Here is a 22815-nt window from a genome sequence, read left to right on the forward strand (position 1 = left end):
GGTCAGAGTGTCCGTGGCTGGCGGGTGAAGACGCGCAGCAGCCCGCGGGCCAGCTCACGAAACAGGCGCCCGGCAAAGCTGAAATCGAGCACACCGGTTTCATCGACATAACGCTGCCAGTGGCCGACCAGCGCGCGCAGGCGTTCCGGTTCGGTTTCGGCGAGGTCGTGGATTTCGCCAGGGTCGCGAGACAGGTCGTAGAGCTGCCAGCGGCCGGGGCCGTCGGGTTTGGGGATGTACAGCGCCTTCCACTGGCCCTGGCGGATGGCGCGGGCACGGAACAGCTCCCAGCCGGTGGTCTCGTCCTGCGTATGGGGCTGCGCCTCGTCGCCTTGCAGGTAAGGCAGCAGCGAGCGCCCACGGATGGGCAGTATGTCGCGCCCTTGGTAGCGGGTGCCGGGATGGCTCGTGCCGGCCAGCTCCAGCAGCGTCGGCACGACATCCATCACCGTGGCGAAGTCATGGCTGATTGCCCCCTGCAGGCGCAGGCCCGGCCAGGTGATAAAGGCCGGCACGCGGATGCCGCCCTGGCTGGTGAACAGCTTGAACTGGCGTGACGGCGCGGTCGCCGCCTGGGCCCAACGCGGGCCGTACCAGACGTAGGAGTTGGCGCGACCGACGTTATCCAGGCTGTTGTCGTAGTGCTTGCCGATGAAGCGCTGGGCGCGCTTGCCGACGATGGGCAGGGCCTCCAGGGCTGCACCTTCGGCCCCGTTGTCGGAGAGAAAGAGGATCACGGTATTGGCCAGCTCGCCGGTGCCGCGCAGGTGCTCGACCACGCGACCGACGTTCCAGTCCAGGCGCTCGACCATGGCGGCGTACACCTCCATGGCGCGCGCGGACTGGCGGCGGCCATCCTCGTCCAATTCGTGCCAGTTCGGTGTATCGGCCACCACCGGGTGAGCCTCGACATCGGCGGCCACCAGACCGAGCTCCTTGAGGCGTACCAGACGCTGCTCGCGCAGTGCGTCCGGGCCGGCGTCATAGCAGCCTTTGTACTTGGCGATCAGCTCGGCCGGTGCCTGCAGCGGGAAATGCGGGGCGGAGAACGGCAGGTAGGCGAAGAACGGGCGGGTGTCATCGGCCGCTCGCTCGCCCAGGTAGTCGAGCAGGCGATCGGTGAAGGCGTCGGACGAGTAGAACTCTTTCGGCAGCTCGGTCACCGGCTCCAGGCCATCGCGGTAGGTGCCTTCGACGGCATGCAGCAGGCGCGGCATCTTGTGCGGCGGAACGTTCGGCGACCAGGCGTAGTGGTTGTGCGCCGCACCTTCGAGGATGAACGAACGCTCGAAACCGCGTGCGGCCGCTGAGGTCTCTGCTGTCCGGCCGAGGTGCCATTTACCCGCGATCAGCGTGTGGTAGCCGGCGTCGCGCAACAGCTCGGGCAGGGCGGCCACGCGTTGGTTGAGGTGCCCTTCATAGCCAGGGTTGCGGCGAATGGTTTCGTCGCTGAATTCGGCCATCGCGCCGATGCCGGCAAGGTGGTGATCGGTGCCGGTGAGCAGCATCGCCCGGGTTGGCGAGCAGGCCGACGCGGCGTGGAAGTCGGTCAGGCGCAGTCCCTGCAGGGCCAGCGCATCGAGATGGGGTGTCTCGATTTCGCCGCCGAAGGCGCCGAGGTCGGAGAAACCGAGGTCGTCAGCGACGATCAGCAGGAAGTTCGGGCGTTTGCTCATGCGCGTCTCGCGAAGGGAGTGAAGCCCGCCGGAGCAGCCGGCGGGCGGCGGGTCAATAGGCGATGGAGGCCAGCGGCAGGTCTTGCAGGCGTGGCGGTGGCGCGCGGTAGTCGCCGTCGCCGGTCAGTTCGTGCAGCAGTTCTTCGCGCAGTTGGTGGAAGTCATAACTGCTGCGGTCACGCGGGTGCGGCAGGTTGATCTCGACGATGCGCTTGATCCGCCCCGGCCGTGGCGCCATCACCACCACACGGTCAGCGAGGAAGATCGCCTCCTCGACATCGTGGGTGACCAGCAGGCTGGTGATACCGGCGCGGGCGCGGATGGCCAGCAGTTCGTCCTGCATCTGCTGGCGGGTCAGGGCATCGAGTGCGCCGAAAGGTTCGTCGAGCAGGAGGATACGCGGGCTGGCGACCAGGCCACGGGCGATGGCCACGCGCTGGGCCATGCCGCCGGAAAGCTGGTGCGGGTAGGCACGCTGGAAGCCGTCGAGCCCCACCAGCTGAATGAACTCGTCGACCCGGCGAAAGCGTTCGGCCTGGGTCAGGCGCTCGTTGACCAGGCCCAGATTGATGTTCTGCTCGACAGTGAGCCAGGGGAACAGGCGGTGCTCCTGGAACACGATGCCGCGCTCGCCGCCGATGCCGTCGATCAACTGGCCATCGACACGGATGTAGCCGGCGTAGTCGCGGTCCAGGCCGACCAGCAGGCGCAGCAGGGTGGACTTGCCGCAGCCGCTGGAGCCGAGGATGGCGATGGACTCGCCCTCGCGGATATCCAGGCTGAATTCGCGGATCGCTTCCAGTTCACCGCCGTCCACAGGGAAGTGCTTGCTGACCTGCTCGAAGCTGACGATGGGTGGCGCCGGCGGCAGGCCCTGGAAAATACGGGTGTCACTCAGGGTCAGGCTGTTCATGCGTTTCTCCAGCGCGTGGCACGCGCTTCTATCCGTTGTCCGAGGGTGTTGAGCAGGGCGCCGGTAAGGCCGACCAGAAGCATGCCGGCGAGCACCTGGTCCATGCGGAACAGTTGCTGGGCGCCGATCATCAGGCTGCCGATACCGCCGTTTGAGGGCATGAAGTATTCGGCGCCGATGGTGCCGAGCCAGGCATAGATCAGTGCCAGACGCAGGCCGGCGAAAATAGCCGGCGCGGCGCCGGGCAGGACCAGGCGCCACAAGCGTTGCCGACGATTGAGGCGCAGCACACGGGACGCCTCGTCCAGCTGTGACGAGAGGTTGGCGATGCCGCGCTGGGTGGCGACGAACAGCGGGAAGAAGGTGGCCAGGCCGACGAATACCAGCTTGGCTCCTTCGCCCAGGCCGAACCAGGCGGTGAGCAGGGGGACCCAGGCAAAAATGGCGATCTGCCGCAGGGCCGACAGGGTTGGGCCGAAGAGGCGTTCGGCCGGGCGCCACAGGCCGAGCACGATACCCAGCAGCAAGCCCAGGCCACCGCCCAGCAGCAAACCACCCAGGGTGCGCCCGAGGCTGCGGGCCATGGCATCGAGCAGGCTGCCGTCGAGCAGGCCGAGCCAGGTGGCGTGCAGGACGCTCAGCGGTGCGGCGAGGATGTTGCTGTCGATCCAGTGCAACTGTGTGCTGAGTTGCCACAGCACCAGCAGGGCAGCTGGCAGGAGCCACGGCTGCACGCGTTGCCAGCCCTGGCCGCCGGGGCCGCGGCGCAGCTCGGCCGCTGCCGGGTGTGGCCAGTGCAGCAGGCGGCGGTCGAGGTATTGGATGCTGCGGTCGAGCACGATGCCGAACAGGCCGATCACCAGGATGCAGACGAAGACGATATCCAGCATGAACAGCTGGCGGCCCCAGACCATCAGGTAGCCGATGCCTTCGCTGGAGGCCAGCAACTCTACGGCCAGCAGCGAGGCCCAGCCGGTGGCCAGAGCCAGGCGCAGGCCCGCCATGAACGAGGGCAGGGCGGCGGGAATGGTCAGGCGCCACAGGCGCAGGTGCAAAGGCAGGCGCAACACGGCGGCGGCCTCACGCAGGCGCGGTTGAGCATCGCGCACGCCGACCAGGGTATGCACCGTGACCGGGACGATGATGGCCTTGATCAGCACCACCAGTTTGAGTGCTTCGCCGATGCCGAACAGCAGCATGAACAACGGTATCCAGGCCAGGGTCGGTACCTGGGCGAGGGCGGCGAAGGTGGGGAAGATCAGCCGTTCGGCGCGCGGGCTTGAGCCAAGCAAGGCACCCAGCAGGATGCCCGCCGAGACACCGCCGAGCAGGCCCCAGAACAAACGCTGCAGGCTGATCGCCAGGTGCTGCCAGAGCTCGTCCTGGCTCAGCTCCAGCAGGGTTTTCCAGACCAGCTCCGGGGCCGGTAGGACCTGCTCGCTCATCCATGAGAAACGACTCGCCAGGTACCAGAGCAGCAACAGGCCGAGAGGTACCAGCCACGGCTGCACGTGGTCGCCGATTCGCCCGAGCGCCCCAGCGAAAAGTGGCGGCGAGGCTGGACTGAGCGATACAGCGTGAGACATGTTCAGCCCCTCTGTGACGATGAAAGCAGGTGCGACAGCGTGTATCCGCCAGGCGCAGGGCGTCGTGCTTCAGCGGCGCCGGTGTGGTGCTTAGAAGTAATGCGCTTAACGGGTATATAAAACGGCATATCAATGCTTTTAAGTGATAAGGGAGGCCATTAAAGAGAGCGCAGGCCCTCTCGATCCAATGCCTTTGCTGAATATTTTTTATGCCTGTCGGGCATGTGCATTGGCGCGCGGCGTAGTGGCTGATTTATGCATTTAAGATATTAAAAAATAATCTTTTATTATTTATTTAACTTTTCCTGCTGTGCCTATCTTGCGCGCAACGAGCTACCGGTCGGCGGCTCGACATCGCTTGCGCCAGGAGCGCCACCTTATGAAAAGTGTGTTCGATACCGTGCTGGGGCTATTCGCCACACCAGCCCTGATTGGCCTGCTGGCCGTATTCCCGCCGGTGGTGCACGCTGCCGAGACGCCCAAGGAAATCCGTATCGCCGTGCCGGACCTGAGCGCCGGCAGGCAGAGCAGTGGTGGCGGTGTGGTCGACGTGCTGCGCTCGCAGAAGATCTTCGAAGAGGAGTTTGCCGCCGACGGTATCCGCATCCAGTGGAGCTTCTTCAAAGGCGCCGGCCCGGTGGTCAATGAAGCGCTGGCGAATGGTCAGGTGGACTTCGCCTACCTGGGCGACCTGGCGGCGATCATCGGCAAGGCCAATGGCCTGGACACGCGCCTGTTGAGTGCCACGGCGCGGGATGTGCGGTTGTACCTGGGCGTGGTGCCGGGCTCCGGCATCAAGACCCTAGCGGACCTGAAGGGCAAGCGTGTAGCCGTGTTCCGCGGCACGGCCAACCAGTTGTCGTTCGCCGCCGCCCTGGCCAGCCAAGGCCTCAAGGAACGCGACCTGCAAGTGATCAACCTCGACTTCAATGCCTCGACCGCTGCCCTCGCGGCCAAGCAGATCGACGCGACCTGGGGCGCGGCCAACCTGATCGCTTTGCAGCAACGTGGCCTGGCTGAATTGCCGCTGAATACCGATGACCTCAAGGGCGTGGGCAGCATGCAGGCGGTACTGCTCGGCACCGGTGACTTCGTCAAAAAATACCCGGATGTCACCGCGCGCTTGATCAAGGCCCAGCAGAAGGCCGTGCAATGGCTGCGCAGTGAGGAGCACAAGCAGGATTACGTCGAACTGGTCTCCGGGCTTTCCAGCTACCCGCAGGTGCTGCTGCAGGCCGACCTGGACAATGCCAGCTTCAGCCGCATCTTCGACCCACGGCTGGACCCGGACTTCCTGGCGCACCTGCAGGCCGGGGTCGACCTGGCTGCTGAGCAGCGGCTGATCCGCAAGGGCTTCAAGGTCAGCGATTGGGCCGACCCGAAATACCTGGATGCGGCACTGCAACAGGCCCCGGTCGCGGCGGCCCGCTGAGTCATCTTCGGTGATCATGAAAACCGCAGCTTGGCTGCGGTTTTTTATGGCGATATTTTTGTTGTCTGCTCGACAGTTTCGGGGCGCGCTGCTGGTAGCAGGCCCATTGACCCAGGGTGCGCCGTCAGGCTCGTGCAGGGCGGCGCACCCTACGACCAGTCCATGGTTCCTTCAGATGACGATGGCACATGCCTGATCGGATGGAATAGGGCACAGTGGTTCTGCAACCGTGCATGGACCCCTGGAGGCAACATGAGCTCATCCCCGGCAAAGCCGACCTCTCAACACACGTCCGATCATTTCCGCTTTCATCGATCGCTCGCCCATTTGTCCGGCCCCTTTGGCAATGACAGTTTCGCCCTGCGGGCTGAAGCCTTTGCGCGCTTTTTCGGTACACCGTTGTTCCTGGGGGCGCAGACGCTGATCGTGGTGCTGTGGGTCGGTTGCAATATGGCCGGTCTGGTGCACTTCGATCTGTACCCTTTCATTCTCCTCAACCTGGCATTCAGCCTGCAGTCGGCCTATGCCGCACCATTGATTTTGCTGGCGCAGACGCGCCAGGCGGCCCGCGACAAGGCCCACGCCGATGCCGATGCGCAGCACCGCGAGGCGCTGGCAGTGGCCAACGAGACACGCCTGGCTGCTGCGGCGCTCAATTCCCAGCAGATGCTGACCTTGTTGCAGCAGAACACCGAGCTGACTGAAATGACTCGCCAACTCACCGAACGTATCGAGCGCTTGACCGTCGAGATGCATGAGCGCTTCGTGATTCACGGCAGCGCACCATGAGGCCTGCCGTCGGGCAGCCTTCCTTTCTGTATTGGCAGCCGAGGTAGGCATGATCGAATCCATTCTGCTCAGTGCCGCGCGCATCCTCACGTTCGAGCAGCAGCGCGGACTGACCAATGCCAGCGGCTTCTTTTTCGAACGCGACGGGCGTCTGTTCGTGGCGACCAGTCGGCATGTGCTGATCGACGAGCCCAGTGGGCATTTTCCAGATCGCATCGAGATCGAGCTGCATATCGACCCGGACAACCTCACGCAATCCATCGGCTTTTCCATGCCGCTGTACCGCGACGGCCAGAGCGTCTGGCGCCAAGGCCTCGATTCGGCCGGCGAGATCGATGTGGCGGTGATCGAAATCGAGCGTGCAGCATTGCCATCAGCTCTGGTGTACCGCGCCTTTACGCCAGCCCATCTGCTGAGCTCGTTCGATGCGGTCGAGATCGGCTCGTCGTTGCTGGTGGTGGGTTTTCCGCTGGGCTTTCATGACCACTTGCACCACATGCCGGTGGCGCGCCAGGCGGTGGTGGCGTCGTCATTCGGCCTGCGTTTTCAGGGGGAGGGCTACTTTCTTACCGATGCCCGCACCCATCGGGGTACCAGCGGTGCACCGGTGGTGATGCGCAACCCCAACGTCGATGGGCGACAGGGCGACTTGCCCTGGCTGTTGCTCGGGGTGCACTCGGCACGGCTGGACGTTGGCACGCGCGATCTGGATCAGGACGAAGCGCTTGGTCTGAACTGTGCCTGGTATGCCGATATCCTCATGACCCTCACCGAAAACTGAGAGCCTGTCTACGATTCCCTGGCTGTCGCCCATACAGCGTTGAAACGAGCCCCGGAATGCTCATTTACCGATCGTAAACTGCGTTTCCTCGGCTAATTTGATTCGCGGGCGCTCCCCCTTCTGGCCAGCCTGTGGCTGTTACCCCGCTGGTCGTTGCGCCTTGTCTGGCGTTAATTCAAGAGAGCGTAAACAGCTCTGCATCAAGCCGCGGCAGCGGCTGCCTGCTCCCGATCCAGTTGCACCAGCAGCTCGATCATTGCCCGTGCCGCGGGCGACAGGCGGTAGCCGGTGCGGGTCACGATGCCGCAACGGGCATTCAGGCTTTCCAGGTTCTGCGGCAGGTTGCGCAGGTACAACTGCACCAGTTCTCCGCTGGCCAACTGGCTGCGCAGGGACTCGAAGGTGGCGATGCCGATGGCATCGGTCTGCCGCACGATCTGTTCCAGAATGGACAACTGCTCGCATTCCACATGCAGTTCGAAACTAGCCTTGCCGCTGAGGTTGGCCAGAACCTTGCGCGCGCCCATGGGGATGCGTGTCGCGGCCAGGGGATAGTCGAACAGGTCGTTGGTCGACAGGCTTTCCTTGCCCAGCAGGGGGTGCCCGGCACGGCAGAAGAACAGCCCGCTGCGAGGTGTCAGGGCGCGGGTCTGAAAGCTCGGGTCGGCTTCGAACTGGCGAATGTCGGCGATGAAGAATTCGATCTCGTCACGGCTCAGGCTGCGGCTGAGGTTTTCCCAGTTGTTGACCTCGAAGCGGGTGCGCACGCGCGGGTACTGCGCCATGAAATGCACCAGGCTGTCCGGCACCAGTTTGGCTGCCAGCGCCGGGCCGCAACCGAAGTGCAGTTCGCCAGCGTCGAGCTTGGTCATCTGGTTGATTTCATTGGTCAGGTTGCTGGCGCCACGAACCAGGCTCAGGGCGTGTTGCAGCACCACCTGGCCTTCCGGTGTGGGGCGCAGGTCCTTGCTGCCACGGTCGACCAACTGGCAACCGAGTTCGTTCTCCAATCCCTGGATGCTGCGGCTGAATGCCGGCTGGGTAATGCCCATGGCATCGGCCGCACGGACGAAGCTGCGGTGTTCTGCCAGGGCAAGAAAGTAGCGGAGTTGACGCAGATCCATGATGCATTCCCAGCATTGAAAATATAGGACCAAGGCATTTGCGATGCCGAGGGTGCTGGTTTTAAATGCAGGCTCTTATTCCGTCAATCTAAGTTTATTCGCTTAACTAGATCTTAATGGAATATCGATATGATCAGCCATTCAGGGAGATAGCCATGCACTGCAGTGTTACCCGTGCCTCACCCCTTCTTCATCACAGGCTCATGTGTCGTTGTCGCTAAACGATAGCGAGTAGCCGGCAGCGACCTCGCGCTGTTGCGCCTCCCCCCAAAAAACGTGTTTCTCGATAACGGTCACATCGGCGTGACACGGCCTGCTGTTGCCTGAATTTCGTGGGCAGGCCTGATGGAAGGATAGGAAATCATGAGCGTCACACAGTTATTGCCCGCTATTGCCCGCCCACCTTATCCACTGGCTTCTCTGGGCTTGCTGCTGGCCCTGGGCATGGCCGCGCCCGGCACTGGGCTGCAGGCCGCTGAAAAGCCGACCTCTAATACATCTGGTGCTTCTACTACGGCCGAAAATGATGTGGCGCTGCAGAAGGTCACCGTAACGGCCCGCCGCCGCGCAGAGGATGCGCAGGACGTGCCGACACCGATCACCACCCTCAGTGGGGAGAACCTGGAGGCCCAGAAGATCTACAAGGTGCAGGACCTGCAGCAGGTCCTGCCCAGCGTCAACGTGGCCTATGTCCATGCCCGGCAGTCGAGCATCGCGGTACGCGGCATCGGCAACAACCCGGCCAGCGATGGCCTGGAAGGCAGCGCCGGCGTGTACCTGGACAACATCTACCTGGGCCGGCCGGGCATGGCGGTGTTCGACCTGCTGGATATCGAGCAGCTCGAGTTGTTGCGTGGCCCGCAGGGCACGCTGTTCGGCAAGAACACCACGGCCGGGGTGCTCAACATCAGCACCCGCAAACCGACCTTCACGCCGGAGCGTAGCATCGAAGTCTCGGGTGGCCAGGATGGTTACTTCCAGGGCAAGGGCACGGTGTCCGGTGCGTTGACTGAAACATTGGCCGGGCGGCTGTCGGCCTATCGCACGCGAGACGATGGCTTCATCAAGAACATCCATAACGGCGACACTCTCAATGGCGGCTCGCGTGAAGGCGTGCGGGGGCAGTTGCTGTTCGAGCCCAGCGACGACTTCAGCCTGCGCTGGATCAACGACTACAACGAGGAGGATTCCAGCAACGGCACCATGGTCGTCTACGGCGCTCCGGCGTTGTACTGGCAGCGCGCCGCGCTGGTCGGGGCCTCCCCGCTGCGCAACCCGGACGACAAGAAGGTCAATATCGATGGCCGGCAGAGTGTCAGCGTGCACCAGGGTGGCAGCTCGCTGGAGGCCAACTGGAACCTGGCCGGTGGTTACACGCTGACCTCGATCAGTGGGTATCGCTACTGGCACTTCACGCCGGCCAATGATGAGGGACTGAACGTGCCGGTGATCCTCAACACCGGTGTCGAGGTGCATGACCGACAGTTCTCCCAGGAACTGCGTCTGGCATCGCCCACCGGAGGCGCGTTCGACTACGTGGTCGGCGCCTACGTGTTCAACCAGAACCTCGGCAACAAGACCTTTACCGAATACGGGCCGCTGGCCGATCTGTTTCTCTTGCCTGCGGCCTTCAATGCATCGGGTGCGCTCAGCAATGCCAGCAGCAAGGCCAACGGCAAGGTGGTGACCGACAGTTATGCGCTATTCGGCCAGGGTACCTGGCACATCACTGATCGTCTCGATTTCACCGCCGGGTTGCGCGGCACCTATGAAGAGAAACAAGCCAAGGTCGAGCGCTTTGCTCCACAAGGCGGGTCGCCTGTTGGGGCGCTGGGGCAGGGGCTGCGTAACCAGCAGTTGGGTGCCTACGACTCGGGCGACCTGAGCCTGCACAATGCCGCGCCTTCCGGTTTGCTCAGCCTGAGCTATCGCTTCACCGATGACCTGCTCGGCTATGCCAGCCTGTCCCATGGCGAGAAGTCCGGCGGGGTCAACCTGGCGGTGAGCAGCGCGCCGACTGCCGGAGCCGATTCGCTGCTGGTCGGCCCGGAGCGGGCCAATGACGCCGAGCTGGGCTTCAAGAGCACCTGGCTGGACCGTCGCCTGCAACTCAACGCCAACCTGTTCTGGACCGGCATCCACGGCTACCAGGCCACCACGCTGTACCAGGCACCCGGCTCCGCGCAGTTGGTCCAGGTGTTGGCCAACGCCGGCAGCGTGCGTTCGCGCGGCCTCGAATTCGAAGCCACGGCGCTACCGATCCGCGGCCTGACGCTGAATTTCAACGGTTCCTATAACGATGTCACGTACCTGTCGTTCAAGGACGCGCCATGCCCCGGTGAGGTCAGCACCGTCAATCCCAACGCCGTCTGCGACCTGACGGGCGAACGGGTGGTCGGCGCGTCGAAATGGATCGGCAACCTGTACGGCGAATACACCTGGCAATTGGCCAATGGCATTCGTCCGTATATCGATGCCGGCTACTCCTATCGCTCCGCCGCCGAGGGCACGCTCGACAACTCCAAGCTGTCGCGCATCGACGGCTACGGCCTGCTCAACCTGGCTGCCGGTGTACGCAGCGACCTGGGCGATGGCCAGCTCGATGCCTCCGTGTGGGTCAAGAACGCCACTGACACCGATTACTACCTGGCGGCCTTCGCCTACATCAACGGCGCCTACAGCGCCTCCGTCGGGGCCCCGCGAACCGCTGGCGTGACCCTGCGTTACGACTTCTGAGCGGGCGTGTCCCGTATTCATCCCCAAGCCTGAGGGCAACCGAAATGAGCCATGCCGCACGTGATTACCGCACCCAGCCAGCCGAGCTGGAGGTTCAACCCATCGCCGGTCGTATCGGCGCGCAGATCGACGGCGTACGCCTGTCTGGCGATCTGGATGCCGCCACCGTGGACGCGATCCAGGCGGCGCTGGTCCGCTACAAGGTGATCTTCTTCCGCGACCAGCGTCAGCTCGACGACCAGGCTCAGGAAGCGTTCGCCAAACTGTTGGGCGAGCCGATTGCCCATCCCACGGTGCCGGTACGCGATGGCACCAGTTACCTGCTGGAACTCGATGGCGCCAGTGGCCACCGAGCCAACTCCTGGCACACCGACGTAACGTTCGTCGAGGCGTACCCGAAGGCCTCGATCCTGCGCTCGGTGGTAGCGGCCAAGGCGGGTGGCGATACCGTCTGGGCCAATACCGCCGAGGCCTACAACGATTTGCCGCAGGAGCTGCGCGAGCTGGCCGACAAGCTCTGGGCCGTGCACAGCAACCAGTACGACTACGCCGCGCTCAAGCCCAAGGCCGATCCGGAGAAGCTCGAGGCCTATCGCAAGGTGTTCGCTTCCACCGTCTACGAGACCGAACATCCCGTGGTGCGGGTGCACCCGATCAGTGGCGAGCGCAGCCTGCTGCTCGGGCATTTCGTCAAACACCTCAAGGGGTTGCCACAGGCCGACTCGCGCGGGCTGCTCAACATCTTCCAGAGCTATGTCACGCGTCCGGAGAACACCGTGCGCTGGCGCTGGCGTGAAGGGGATGTGGCGATCTGGGACAACCGCTCCACCCAGCACTATGCGGTGGACGACTATGGTGACCAGCCCCGCATCGTGCGCCGCGTGACCCTGGCCGGCGAAGTGCCGGTCGGCCTCGACGGGCGCCGCAGCCAAACCATCAGCAAGGCCTGAACATCACCGATCCCGAGGAGTCCTGAGCATGAGTCAAGCCGCTACTTCAATCCGCCCGGCAGCCGAGCCCGGCAGCCTGCGCATCGTGCCGTTGGTTGGGCCACTGGGCGCCGAGGTCTATGGTCTCGATGCGCGTCAGCCACTGAGTGCCAAGCAGATTCTCGCGCTCAAGCAAGCCCTGCGCGACAACCACATCCTGATCTTCAAGAACCAGCAACTGGATGACGTGCAGTTCCTGCGCTTCACCTCCTGGTTCGGCTCGGTGTTCCAGCCGCATCCGGACTTCCCGGTGCTGTCGTCCGGTGCGGATGGCAAGGCGCCGGACATCGTCAAGGTGGCCAATACCGAGGATGGCGAACTGGGCAGTTTTGCCCTGCCGGCGCACACCGACCACCAATGGACGCCGACTCCTTCCAGCGGCTCGTTGCTGTATGCCCTGGAGGTGCCGGAGGAGGGCGGCGAGACGATCTGGACCAACCTGGCGCTGGCCTACAGTGCCCTGGATGAGGCAACCCAGCGCGAGATCGATGGCTTGCGCCTGATCAACTACAACCCCTTCGTGCGGATTCGCAATGGCGGTTACAGCGGAGGCAAGTTCATCACCTATCGAACGCCGGATATCGAGCCGGTCCAGGGCACCGAACATCCATTGGTGCGCACCCACCCGGAAAGTGGCAAGCGCCTGCTCTACCTCAGCGTGCATACCGAGGTGGAGCTGGTCGGCTACGAGCCGGAGCGGGGCCAGGCGCTTATCGCGCGCTTGCGTGAGCACCTGCAGAACCCACGGTTTTCCTACACCCATGAGTGGCAGGTGGGCGACATCGTCTACTGGGACAACCAGGCCACACTGCATGCCCGCAATGCCTTCCCGGCGACCCAGCGGCGCAGGCTGAAACGCATCAGCCTGGCGGGCAGCCGTCCGTTCTGATCAGCAGCTCCAGTCGTGACATCCCATGGCGGCGCTCTCCGTTGGAGGCGCCGCTTTTTCATGCCGGTGAAGAGTGCTGGAGGGCAAGTGGAGGATCAGCGGCGTGCCCGCTCAATGCCTTTGCTGCATTTTTTCAATGCCTAAAATGCATCGAAAAAAATAAATCTAATTAAAACAATGACTTAATAATTAATATTCCAAAAAGAAATTACAAAGTTATTAAAAATTACTTTATGGGATAAGCAGAAAAACCAATCATCGCGACCAAGCCGAACCGCTCTGGCTCAAGCCTCAGGCTGCCACGACGGACAGGTGCAATGATCAAACCGATCGGACCGCGAAGGCCGATCCTGTTTCAGGAGTTTTTTGCCAATGGGCAATATCCTTAAAGCCGATACCCCTGCCGAGGCGCTGTGGCGTGACCTGCGCCATCCGGGCGAGGTGTTCGACCTGGGTGTGCCATTGCGCCAGGCGTTGGGTCTGCAGCGCCTGATCCCTGCTACCGGCAAGCCGGTACTGGGTCGTCGTGAGGGCATTCTGCTCGGCGTGTTCGCGCTGGTTCTGCATGGTGCGGTGCTGTATTGGCTGAGCCAGCGTCCAGAACCGGTATTGCCGGAAGTACCGGTGGAAATCCCACCGATGACCATCGAATTCACCAGCCCGCCACCGCCGCCCGAGCCGGTGATCGAGCCGCCACCACCCGTGGTAGAGGAGCTGGCCGTCAAGCCGCCACCACCCAAGCCCGTACCGCCGAAGCCGCAACCGCCGAAGCCCAAGCCCGTGCCGAAACCGGTCGAGCAGCCGCCGCAGCCTCAGCCGCCGAAAGCGGAAACACCACCGACTCCGCCTGCACCGCCAGCGCCGAAGCCGGTAACGGAAACACCGCCGTCGGCCAACGCGGCGTACCTGAAGAACCCGGCGCCGGAATATCCGTCGCTGGCCCAGCGTCGCGGTTGGGAAGGCACGGTGCTGCTGCGGGTCCGCGTTCTGGCCAGCGGCAAGCCGGCCGAGATCCAGGTACAGAAGAGCAGCGGTCGTGACCTGCTGGACCAGGCCGCAATCCGCGCCGTGAAGCGCTGGAGTTTCGTGCCGGCCAAGCGTGGCGACCAGGCTCAGGAAGGCTGGGTCACCGTACCGCTGGACTTCCGCCTGAACTGAATGTGCACCTGAACTGATTACTGATGCGCCTGGTATGCCGGGCGCCTGAACCGAACTTTCGCTTTATCCGAGCGCTTTACCCGAGGAATGCATCATGAACCTGCTTGTCGACTCCCCTCTGCAATCGGTGGAACACAGCGTCATCTGGCTGTTGATCGGCTTTTCCGTGGTGACTTGGGGCCTGGCCCTGATCAAGGGCATCCAGTTCGCCCGCCAGCGTCACCAGGACCGCAAATTCCAGAAACTGTTCTGGAGCGCCACCAGCCTCGACTCGGCTGCCGAGCTGGGTCAGAACCAGTCCGGCGCCGTCGCCCACGTGGCCCAGGCCGGCTTCGCCGCCATCCAGGTTCCGGACGGCCAGCCGAGCGACCTGAGCCAGGCCATCAACCATCAGGACCGCCTCGAGCGCGCCCTGCGCCAGCAGATCCAGCGTGAGCGCCGTTCCCTGGAGTCGGGCCTGGCGGTTGTCGCCTCGATTGGCTCGACGTCGCCCTTCATCGGTCTGTTTGGTACCGTCTGGGGCATCATGGAGGCACTGAAAGGCATCAGCCTGGCCGGCTCCGCCAGCCTGGAAACCGTTGCCGGCCCGATCGGTGCGGCCCTGGTCGCCACCGGCGTGGGTATCGCTGTCGCGGTGCCTGCGGTACTGGTCTACAACTACTTCCTGCGTCGCCTGAAGCTCACTGCTGCGGACCTCGACGACTTCGCCCATGACTTCTACAGCCTGGCGCAGAAGAGTGCCTTCAAGGTCATCGTCCACCCGGCTGGCAAACGTAGCGTAACTGGCAACCAGCCTGTGAAAGAGGCGTCCTGATATGGCCTTCTCGACCCAAGACAGCGATGAAGTACTGAGTGAGATCAACGTGACCCCGTTGGTCGACGTGATGCTGGTGCTGCTGGTGGTGTTCATCGTCACCGCGCCGCTGCTGACCAACTCGATCCCGATCAACCTGCCGAAGACCGAAGCGGTCGCCCCGGCAGACCAGAAAGACCCGCTGGTGGTGAGCATCGACGGTGACGGCAAGCTGTACATCAACAAGGATGAAATCCAGCCAGACCTGCTCGAAGCGCGCCTGACCGAAGCCAAGGCGCTGGATGCCGAGATCCGTGTCCAGCTGCAAGCCGATGACGGCGTCAACTACGGCGAAGTGGCACGGGCCATGGCCGCCATCGAACGTGCCGGCATCACCAAGCTCGCTGTCATCACCGCACGCTGAGCAAGACTTATTGAGCCGCTTCCGCCTTGGCAGGGGAGCGGCTCTTTTTTATTCCGCCGTTTCGATGTGGATGGCCGGATCGAGGCGCAAGCGGACACCGCAACGGTGGGCTGAAGCCCACCCTACGCGGGGGTGTAACTCTGTAGGGTGGGCTTCAGCCCACCAACCAGTGCGTCATGAAACGCAAAAGTCGAACGTCTGCCATTGCCTCAAAGAGGCCCGTTCGAAGGGCTGGATTGGAAGGATGTTTCCATCCGATTCAACGAGTTGAAGCGAAACCTCAACAGACCCTGGTTCGATGCTTCCCGCGCAGAGCGTGGGAACACTCAAATAGGTAAAGCATATGAGCACTCTGTACATCGCCCCCGGCGCCTGCTCCCTGGCGTCGCATATTGTGGTCCGTGAGCTGGACCTGCCCATCCACATCGAAACAGTGGCGCTGCGCACCAGCGACTCGCCCATCCACCGCATCAATCCGCTGGGCCGCGTGCCAGCGCTGCAGGTGGAAGAGGGCGGGGTACTGACCGAGAACAGCGCCGTACTGCCTTACCTGGCCGACCTCAAACCCGGCACCTCACTGTTCGCACCAGCCGGCACGCTGGAGCGCGCGCAGATCCAGAGCTGGATCGGCTACCTGGCCGCCGAAGTGCACACCGCCTCCTTCCGCCCGTTGAACCGCCCCGAGCGTTACTCGGCTGACGAAGCGGCGCATCCGGGCATTCGTGCCCAGGCTCAGGTGCAACTGCTCAAGGCCTTCGAGCATATCGAACGTCACCTGACGGACCGCCAGTGGCTGGTGGGCGAGCGCTACACCATCGCCGATGCCTACCTGGGTGTATTCGCCAGTTGGCTCACCCGTATCGGTGGACCGTTCGAGCAGCTCATCGCGGTGAAGAAGCTGCATGAGAGCTGGCTGGCGCGCCCGGCCGTGCAGGCTGCGTTGAAGGCTGAAGGGCTTCTATGACGGCTCGCTGAAAACTGCCGTTGCGATTCCAGAAACAGGTCGGTTATCACTGGTTTAACCTGTTTCTGTGGCCGCTTGGAGTTCGGTCTCTGCTAAGTCAGGAGCAGGGCGCTTCTGGGTGTGCGATCTCTCCGGTCTTCAGAGCTTATTGTGAGTGGCCATCAGCTGAGTGTGTGAAGGGCTGCAATCGGCCCAGGCTGTGTAAAAACGTTTTCAAGCGCAGCAAAGGCCAAAAGTCGGGCTGAAAAATGCGTTTCTACGCGAAATCCATATCTGCTGAACCACCGATAAATTTCAGATTTCGCGTAGATGCGCGCACTTCAGTTTTAGCTCAGCGTTTTTACACACTCTGGGCCAAAAGCGGTCACTTGCGAGCCAGTTAAATCGGTGAGCGGTGGGCAGTCCCGCCGGCTTGACGCTAGGTTCTGTACGGAAAGTCGGCGAGCGAAGGTCAGGCAAGGCAAAAACAGGCGAGGAACGGTCGGCGTCGCGGCCGACTTTACTGGAGTAAATGAGCACTCCGAGCCGGTTTTTAACGCAGCATGGCCGAGCGCAGGCACTTTACGTACAAAACCTAGCCTGCCACCCTACCCGTTAAACCTTCGGAGACCCGCTGTTGAACACCCTCGCACGGACGCTGACCACCCTGCTGCTCACCTGCCTGCCACTGCTTGCCCATGCCAGCAATGCCGAGGCCCTGATGGCCCGCCACGACTGGCATCAGGCGGCCCGTGCCGTCCTGCTTGAGGCCGGCCAGGAGAAAAATATCGATTCATCACTGCCGCTGGTCCAGGCCAGGGCCGGTTTTGTCGATGACGCCCTCAAAACCATCGCCGGTCTTGATGCTGGCTCGCAGCCCTATCGGCTGGTGGAAGTGGCAGAGCTGCCACAGGTAAGCGCGGCGCGCCGTGAAGCGTTGCTGGATCAGGCGCTGGACATTGCCCGGCAACAGGCCGAGCGCGACAGCACCGTCGGCGCCGGGGCCTTCATGTGGCTGGCAGTGCACTACTGCGGCGCGGGCGACGAGACTCAGGCCCGTGCGTTGTTTGCTTTGGCGCTGGAGTATGCGCACAAGCTCGACAGTTACGACCGGATGATCTACGCGATGCGGCGCAGCCCACAGCATACCCGCAGTTGGATGATCAGCCCGGTGACCCAGGCACTTGCGCGCGATCGGGAAATGGCCGCCTTCAACTGGCTCAGCCTCGCCGAGCTGGCCTTGAAAATGGGCGACAAGACCCAGGCTTTGGGTTTTGTCGCCCAAGGAATCGAGGCCACCGGTCAACTGCGCGACTCGCGCAAAGGCTTCGTCCTCAACCAGCTCAACCTGCTGGCGCTCAAAGCCGGCGGAGCCTCGCTGCCAGAGCCGTTGACGCCCTATCTGAACATGACCCGCCTGGCTATCACTGGCGCCCCGGACCAAGCCTATGCGCTGCTCGCCGCGGCGCCCCAGGACGGCAACACCCATTACGGCGCCCGCTTGTGGCCAAAGCTCATCAAGGATGCCAGCGAGCGTAATGACCTGCCCACCGCGCGCTATTTCGCCGAACGCCCGATCAAGCAATCTGCGCTGGAACAGGCCAGCGCCTGGCAGCAGGTGGCTCAACTGCAGTGGCAAGCCCACCAAGACTTCAGCGCCAGCTACCGGCAGGCATTCCAGGCCTTGGAACCCGCCGCCGGCAGGCCGCGCAGCCTTGAAGACATCAGCACCCTGGTCAAGCTTGTGGACCTGGCCCGGCAAGCGGGCCTGAAACAGCCCGAGCCAGCACTGCTGCCCCAAGCCGTGGCCATGATCGACCATCTGCCGGCCGACCGCCCCTCTGACCGGATCAAGGCCCGATTGCAGTTGCTGCCCTGGCTATGGCGCCAAGGGGCAACGGATCTGGCCACAACCCAGACGCTGACGGCATACCGTGACCTGAGCGGTTACCGCGACTCTTCGGCCGCCACCCGCGCCGAGTTGCTGACCGAGATGGGGGTGGTGTTCAGTGAGGTAGCGGCGCCCTCGCCCGGCGTCAGGACACCAGCGCCCGCTCCCGCAAGGCCATGATGTCGCGCTCAGGCCCAGGCAAGGCTGCTCCGGGCTGGCCAGGGTGACTTCCGAGTTGGCCGGCAGGTCCAGCGACGTCCACCAGAAAACGCCCCGTGTCATAGGGGAAACCCTCGCCGCCCGCCCACATCTGCTTGGCCCCTTGGGCCACCAGCGCGATGCTCAGCGGCACCAGGCATTTCACCGGCGGTGCCACTTCGTCGCGCCGGTAGGGAACCTCTAGGTTTTGTACGAAAAGTATCGGCTCATACAGCGTAGGCTGCAGGCCAGCGTGACCATGGCTGAGTCGAAATGGGGACAGATTTATTTTTGGACGCTAAAGGCAATAGTAGCCGCCCACGACCGGCTGCAACTGGCCGATTGCAGATATCGACCACCGGCACCAATCGGCCCAGAGTGTGTAAAAACGTCAGGACATACCCTTGCTATGATTTCTGAGAATTTCATCGCAAGGGAAACCCATGAAACGGTTTATCCAGGGTGAACACCGAGGTCAAAGCACCTTACTTCCCGAGAGCCTCGACGACTACGTCAGCGATACCAATCCGGTGCGCGTGGTCGATGTCTTCGTCGATGAGCTCGATCTGGCCATGCTGGGTTTTGATGGCGTCATTCCAGCCGATACCGGCAGACCTGCCTACCACCCTGAGATCCTGCTGAAGATCTATATCTACGGCTACCTAAACCGCATCCAGTCGAGCCGGCGCCTTGAGCGAGAAGCCCAGCGCAATGTCGAGCTGATGTGGTTAACCGGGCGCTTAATGCCTGACTTCAAAACCATCGCCAATTTCCGAAAAGACAACAGCAAGGCCATTCGCGGGGTCTGCCGCCAGTTCGTTGTGCTGTGCCAACAGTTGGGGCTTTTCGGAGAAAACCTGGTCGCCATCGATGGCAGCAAATTCAAGGCGGTGAACAACCGCGACCGCAACTTCACCAGCGCCAAACTGAAGCGGCGAATGGAGGAAATCGAGTCAAGCATCAACCGTTACCTGGTCGCGCTTGATGCGGCCGACCGGAAGGTGCCAACCGCTTCCGAACCAGACGCTACGCGTCTGGCAGATAAAATTGCCCAGCTCAGAAATCAAATGAAAGAGCTTCAGGTGATCGAATCTCAGCTCAACAATTCGCCTGACAAACAGGTTTCGTTGACCGACCCTGATGCTCGCTCAATGATGACGCGCGGCAGCGGAATCGTCGGCTACAACGTACAGACGGCGGTCGACACCCAGCATCATCTGATCGTTGCTCACGAGGTTACCAACGTCGGCTCCGACCGTGACCAGCTCAGCTTTATGGCGAAGCAGGCGCGGGAAGTCATCGGCTCAGAAACGCTGTCGGTCGTGGCTGATAGAGGCTACTTCAAAGGTGAAGAAATACTAGCGTGTCACGACGCGAATATCACCGCCTATGTGCCAAAGCCGATGACTTCAAGCGCCAAGGCAGATGGACGGTTCAACAAAGATGCCTTCGTTTATGACGCGACGAAAAACGAATACATCTGCCCGGCTGGCGAGGCATTGATCTGGCGCTTCTCCAGCGTTGAGAAGGGCATGAATATGCACTGTTACTGGAGTTCAAACTGCCAGAAATGCGCGTTGAAACCGCAGTGTACGCCAAGCACAAATCGTCGAGTAAGGCGCTGGGAACATGAAGCGGTGCTGGAGGAAATGCAGCGCCGGTTGAACCATATGCCGGACATGATGCGAGTCCGGAAGCGCACTGTTGAGCATCCCTTCGGAACGCTCAAACAATGGATGGGCTCCACGCATTTCCTTACACGCAGACTGGTCGGTGTCAGCGCGGAGATGAGCCTCAACGTGCTCGCCTACAACATGAAACGAGTCATGAAAATCATCGGTACTGAACACTTGCTGAAGGCGATGACGACGTAAAAGCCCCAGCTTTCGCTGCTCCAAGGGGTGTCGAAGGGCTTCTTAAACGCTCTGACGCACTATTGGTGCTGAGCGTGGATATTTGCTTGGGAAACCGCCTCGCCCAGGAGCACTGGGCTGAGGCATACGAGATGCGAAAGTGTTTTTACACACTCTGGGCCGGAAGCAGTCATCTCCAGCCACGACACTAAGCACAAATTAACCCCGGGCCAAATTCTCTCAAAGTAACTACGGTGATCGAGGCGGCGCGTTGTTATCGGGCCGAGCACACCATCCTCAAACTGTTGCCTGATCAACAGATGATCAGAAGATTGCCGGTTAATGGCACATTGATGCTTTCTCTGATTTCTATTTATCTAATTGAAATATAAGGATTTTCCTGAGTGGCCTGAAACTTGATAAGGCTGTTCTGGTGTTGCGTTGCAGTGGTTTCACTCGGCCGACACCAGACCTTTCAATCTGCCATCCATCAAGGGGAATTCATGCGTTTTTCAGGGAGCATCATCACTGCCGCGGCGTTATGCCTGGCCGCTACTCACGCCACTGCCTTGCCGTTGTCCGATAGCGGCTTTTCACTGGACACGACGCTGACGGCGCTCAGCGATTACCGCTCGCGGGGGATCTCGCAGACGCTGGGTGATCCGGCGTTGCAAGTGACGTCCGTGCTCAGCCACGAGTCCGGCGCTTACCTGGCGTTATTCACCTCCAACTACGACCTGGGCAAGGCCACTCGCGAGTGGGATTACATTGCTGGTTGGACTATTCCCCTCGCTGACGAAGTGGCGCTCGACCTGGGCTGGGCCAAGTACGAGTACCACGGCGAGAGTGTGCAGAATTACAGCGAATACTACGGCTCGCTCAGTGCGTATGGCGTGACCCTCGGCGCTCATTACTCGGATGACCTGGCCGACAAGGAATCCTATTTCTATGGCTACCTGGGGTATTCCGTGGCGCTGCCTTTCGAGACGACGCTGGATCTGCGCTACGCCCGCTCCGACTACAAGGATGAGGTCTTCTTCAATACCTCCGGCAAGGGCCGCAGTCGCTATGACGACTGGCAGGTCTCTCTTTCGCGCGCCTGGTTGGGGCTGGATTGGAAGGCCAGTTACATCGACACCAACCTGTCCAAATCCGAATGCCTGTCCTACAGCGGCTATGACGATCTGTGTGGCGCCACGCTGGTAGCAGAAGTCGGCAAGACATTCTGAGTGCCCGGGAGGTAGCTGTTCGCTCGGTAACTGTTGCTGTGTGAACAGTTACCCAACACTTTGTTGCCTCCCATGTACTTAAGCTGTTGATGAATTTACATAAGTAGCTGTTTTTAAACATTAAATTAAGTGGCATGGGTTGTGCTTTTACAGGTATCAACTCCGTGTACGTAAGAGATGAGTCATGTATACATCCACTGCTTCCGCCCACTACGACATTCGCCAGCCGGATGCTCATGTCATCCGTGACGATGCTGAAGCCATCGCCGTTGCTCATCGGATTGCCGCTCTATTGCGCGATGGCGCTGCCGAGCGTGACCGCCGCCGTGAAGTACCCGCCGACGTGGTAGACGCGTTCTCCAACAGTGGCCTGTGGGGTATCACCGTCCCGAAGGCCTATGGCGGCGCCGAGGTGTCTTTTGCGACCCTGGCTGAAGTCATCGCCATCATTTCCGCTGCCGACCCCTCCCTGGGGCAGATCCCGCAGAACCATTACTGCCTGCTGGAAGACATCCGCCTGCAGGGCAGCGACGAGCAAAAGCGTTTCTTCTTCAACCTGGTGCTCCAGGGCCATCGCTTCGCCAATGCGCTGTCGGAAACCGGCGGCAAGAACGTGCAGGACATTCGCACCCGCATCGTTGCCGAAGGGGATGGTTATCGCATCGACGGGCGCAAGGGTTATTGCACCGGTTCGCTGTATGCCCATTGGCTTGGTGTGTTGGCACTGGACGAGCAAGACCGTGCACAGCTGGCATTTGTGCCGCGCAATACGCCCGGCCTGGTGATCGTCGATGATTGGGACAACATCGGTCAGCGCACCACCTCCAGCGGTACGGTGCTGGCAGAGGGCTTGTTCGTTCCGGCCTTCAACCTGTTCCCCAGTTATCGCTCCTACGAAAGCCCGACCCTGGCCGGGCCGTTCGCGCAACTGACAACGGCCGCCATCGATGCCGGCATTGGTCGTGCGGCGTTGGTCGATGCCATTGCATTCATCCGTGAGCAGGCTCGGCCGTGGATCGATGCGGGTGTGGAAAAGGCCAGCGAAGATCCGCTGACCATTGTCCAGATTGGCGCGCTGGAGATTCGCCAGGAAGCAGCCGAAGCATTGTTGGAACGGGCGGGCTGGGTACTCGACCGTGCCAAGCCCGCACCGGATGAGGACAACGTGGCGCAGGCGTCGGTCGCCGTGGCCAAGGCCAAGGTGCTGACCACTGAGGTGGCAATCGAAGCCAGCAACCGTCTGTTCGAGCTGGGCGGCACGCGCTCGACCCAGGTTCGCCACAACTTCGACCGTCACTGGCGCAACGCCCGCGTGCATACATTGCATGACCCGGTGCGCTGGAAGTATCACCTGGTCGGCAACTGGGCGTTGAACGGGGTCAAGCCACCCCGTCACGACTGGAACTGAGGC

Annotated in this window: 18 protein-coding genes and 1 pseudogene; 14 read left to right on the forward strand and 5 right to left on the reverse strand. The window is 62.0% G+C overall.

The window, feature by feature from the left end; genetic code table 11:
* Positions 1-2: 2 nt before the first annotated feature.
* From ACWPW0_RS08445 to ACWPW0_RS08455, 3 genes are read right to left on the reverse strand one after another with little or no spacing between them, the layout of a single operon-like run.
* Positions 3-1676: an arylsulfatase gene (locus ACWPW0_RS08445; RefSeq protein WP_454255028.1), complete on the reverse strand. Its 1674-nt coding sequence runs from the start codon at positions 1674-1676 to the stop codon at positions 3-5.
* A 52-nt stretch (positions 1677-1728) separates the two neighbouring features.
* Positions 1729-2589, reverse strand: coding sequence for an ABC transporter ATP-binding protein (locus ACWPW0_RS08450; RefSeq protein ID WP_447590855.1), 861 nt, complete (start codon positions 2587-2589; stop codon positions 1729-1731).
* On the reverse strand, positions 2586-4175 hold the full coding sequence (locus ACWPW0_RS08455; RefSeq protein WP_454255029.1) for an ABC transporter permease: 1590 nt from the start codon (positions 4173-4175) through the stop codon (positions 2586-2588). The genes ACWPW0_RS08450 and ACWPW0_RS08455 overlap by 4 nt, the downstream gene beginning before the upstream one ends.
* A 379-nt stretch (positions 4176-4554) precedes the next feature.
* Here ACWPW0_RS08455 and ACWPW0_RS08460 point away from each other — a divergent pair, with 379 nt between their 5' ends.
* From ACWPW0_RS08460 to ACWPW0_RS08470, 3 genes are all read left to right on the forward strand, one after another.
* On the forward strand, positions 4555-5607 hold the full coding sequence (locus ACWPW0_RS08460) for an ABC transporter substrate-binding protein (protein ID WP_454255030.1): 1053 nt from the start codon (positions 4555-4557) through the stop codon (positions 5605-5607).
* Positions 5608-5859: 252 nt separating this feature from the next.
* Entirely contained in the window at positions 5860-6396 is a 537-nt protein-coding gene (locus ACWPW0_RS08465) for a DUF1003 domain-containing protein (protein ID WP_454255031.1), read from the forward strand.
* Between the two features lie 49 nt (positions 6397-6445).
* On the forward strand, positions 6446-7177 hold the full coding sequence (locus ACWPW0_RS08470) for a S1 family peptidase (protein ID WP_447590859.1): 732 nt from the start codon (positions 6446-6448) through the stop codon (positions 7175-7177).
* 200 nt (positions 7178-7377) lie between these two features.
* Here ACWPW0_RS08470 and ACWPW0_RS08475 read toward each other — a convergent pair whose 3' ends face one another.
* Positions 7378-8301: a LysR family transcriptional regulator gene (locus tag ACWPW0_RS08475; RefSeq protein ID WP_447590860.1), complete on the reverse strand. Its 924-nt coding sequence runs from the start codon at positions 8299-8301 to the stop codon at positions 7378-7380.
* A gap of 363 nt (positions 8302-8664) precedes the next feature.
* Between ACWPW0_RS08475 and ACWPW0_RS08480 the strand changes: the two genes are divergently transcribed.
* From ACWPW0_RS08480 to ACWPW0_RS08515, 8 genes are all read left to right on the forward strand, one after another.
* Positions 8665-11037 carry a TonB-dependent receptor gene (locus ACWPW0_RS08480; protein ID WP_454255032.1) on the forward strand — a complete coding sequence of 791 codons (2373 nt, stop codon included), beginning with the start codon at positions 8665-8667 and terminating at the stop codon, positions 11035-11037.
* 44 nt (positions 11038-11081) lie between these two features.
* Positions 11082-11987: a TauD/TfdA dioxygenase family protein gene (locus tag ACWPW0_RS08485; protein ID WP_454255033.1), complete on the forward strand. Its 906-nt coding sequence runs from the start codon at positions 11082-11084 to the stop codon at positions 11985-11987.
* Positions 11988-12015: 28 nt separating this feature from the next.
* Positions 12016-12915 (forward strand): TauD/TfdA dioxygenase family protein, encoded by a 900-nt coding sequence (locus ACWPW0_RS08490; RefSeq protein ID WP_454255034.1) that lies wholly within the window; start codon positions 12016-12018, stop codon positions 12913-12915.
* A 372-nt stretch (positions 12916-13287) separates the two neighbouring features.
* Complete coding sequence (locus ACWPW0_RS08495) at positions 13288-14073, forward strand: energy transducer TonB (protein ID WP_447590864.1); 786 nt, start codon at positions 13288-13290, stop codon at positions 14071-14073.
* Between the two features lie 94 nt (positions 14074-14167).
* Positions 14168-14887, forward strand: a complete 720-nt coding sequence (locus ACWPW0_RS08500) for a MotA/TolQ/ExbB proton channel family protein (protein ID WP_454255035.1) — start codon at positions 14168-14170, stop codon at positions 14885-14887.
* Position 14888: 1 nt separating this feature from the next.
* Positions 14889-15290 (forward strand): ExbD/TolR family protein, encoded by a 402-nt coding sequence (locus ACWPW0_RS08505; protein ID WP_447590866.1) that lies wholly within the window; start codon positions 14889-14891, stop codon positions 15288-15290.
* A gap of 343 nt (positions 15291-15633) precedes the next feature.
* Complete coding sequence (locus tag ACWPW0_RS08510; protein ID WP_454255036.1) at positions 15634-16254, forward strand: glutathione S-transferase C-terminal domain-containing protein; 621 nt, start codon at positions 15634-15636, stop codon at positions 16252-16254.
* Between the two features lie 616 nt (positions 16255-16870).
* A complete protein-coding gene (locus ACWPW0_RS08515) occupies positions 16871-18304 on the forward strand; it encodes a hypothetical protein (RefSeq protein ID WP_454255037.1) in 1434 nt (477 codons plus the stop codon).
* A gap of 6 nt (positions 18305-18310) precedes the next feature.
* Here the strand turns inward: ACWPW0_RS08515 and ACWPW0_RS08520 are convergent.
* Positions 18311-18515 (reverse strand): annotated as a pseudogene (locus tag ACWPW0_RS08520) (AraC family transcriptional regulator); the annotation flags it as partial.
* Between the two features lie 250 nt (positions 18516-18765).
* On the opposite strand from ACWPW0_RS08520, the gene ACWPW0_RS08525 reads away from it, so the two are divergent.
* The 3 genes from ACWPW0_RS08525 (at position 18766) to ACWPW0_RS08535 (ending at position 22812) form a co-directional block, all read left to right on the forward strand.
* On the forward strand, positions 18766-20196 hold the full coding sequence (locus ACWPW0_RS08525) for an IS1182 family transposase (protein ID WP_454255038.1): 1431 nt from the start codon (positions 18766-18768) through the stop codon (positions 20194-20196).
* 482 nt (positions 20197-20678) lie between these two features.
* Positions 20679-21404, forward strand: coding sequence for a TorF family putative porin (locus tag ACWPW0_RS08530; protein ID WP_454255039.1), 726 nt, complete (start codon positions 20679-20681; stop codon positions 21402-21404).
* 184 nt (positions 21405-21588) lie between these two features.
* Positions 21589-22812: an SfnB family sulfur acquisition oxidoreductase gene (locus tag ACWPW0_RS08535; RefSeq protein WP_454255040.1), complete on the forward strand. Its 1224-nt coding sequence runs from the start codon at positions 21589-21591 to the stop codon at positions 22810-22812.
* The last annotated feature ends 3 nt before the right edge of the window (positions 22813-22815 follow it).

The sequence above is a fragment of the Pseudomonas sp. Marseille-Q8238 genome (assembly GCF_965111915.1).

Bases quoted from the DNA above. Each gene is read 5' to 3' on its own strand.
- ACWPW0_RS08475 (WP_447590860.1), bottom strand. From the start codon at position 8,301: ATGGATCTGCGTCAACTCCGCTACTTTCTTGCCCTGGCAGAACACCGC.
- ACWPW0_RS08505 (WP_447590866.1), top strand. From the start codon at position 14,889: ATGGCCTTCTCGACCCAAGACAGCGATGAAGTACTGAGTGAGATCAAC.
- ACWPW0_RS08455 (WP_454255029.1), bottom strand. From the start codon at position 4,175: ATGTCTCACGCTGTATCGCTCAGTCCAGCCTCGCCGCCACTTTTCGCT.
- ACWPW0_RS08510 (WP_454255036.1), top strand. From the start codon at position 15,634: ATGAGCACTCTGTACATCGCCCCCGGCGCCTGCTCCCTGGCGTCGCAT.
- ACWPW0_RS08500 (WP_454255035.1), top strand. From the start codon at position 14,168: ATGAACCTGCTTGTCGACTCCCCTCTGCAATCGGTGGAACACAGCGTC.
- ACWPW0_RS08490 (WP_454255034.1), top strand. From the start codon at position 12,016: ATGAGTCAAGCCGCTACTTCAATCCGCCCGGCAGCCGAGCCCGGCAGC.
- ACWPW0_RS08450 (WP_447590855.1), bottom strand. From the start codon at position 2,589: ATGAACAGCCTGACCCTGAGTGACACCCGTATTTTCCAGGGCCTGCCG.
- ACWPW0_RS08525 (WP_454255038.1), top strand. From the start codon at position 18,766: ATGAAACGGTTTATCCAGGGTGAACACCGAGGTCAAAGCACCTTACTT.
- ACWPW0_RS08480 (WP_454255032.1), top strand. From the start codon at position 8,665: ATGAGCGTCACACAGTTATTGCCCGCTATTGCCCGCCCACCTTATCCA.
- ACWPW0_RS08485 (WP_454255033.1), top strand. From the start codon at position 11,082: ATGAGCCATGCCGCACGTGATTACCGCACCCAGCCAGCCGAGCTGGAG.
- ACWPW0_RS08470 (WP_447590859.1), top strand. From the start codon at position 6,446: ATGATCGAATCCATTCTGCTCAGTGCCGCGCGCATCCTCACGTTCGAG.
- ACWPW0_RS08530 (WP_454255039.1), top strand. From the start codon at position 20,679: ATGCGTTTTTCAGGGAGCATCATCACTGCCGCGGCGTTATGCCTGGCC.
- ACWPW0_RS08535 (WP_454255040.1), top strand. From the start codon at position 21,589: ATGTATACATCCACTGCTTCCGCCCACTACGACATTCGCCAGCCGGAT.
- ACWPW0_RS08465 (WP_454255031.1), top strand. From the start codon at position 5,860: ATGAGCTCATCCCCGGCAAAGCCGACCTCTCAACACACGTCCGATCAT.
- ACWPW0_RS08445 (WP_454255028.1), bottom strand. From the start codon at position 1,676: ATGAGCAAACGCCCGAACTTCCTGCTGATCGTCGCTGACGACCTCGGT.
- ACWPW0_RS08460 (WP_454255030.1), top strand. From the start codon at position 4,555: ATGAAAAGTGTGTTCGATACCGTGCTGGGGCTATTCGCCACACCAGCC.
- ACWPW0_RS08495 (WP_447590864.1), top strand. From the start codon at position 13,288: ATGGGCAATATCCTTAAAGCCGATACCCCTGCCGAGGCGCTGTGGCGT.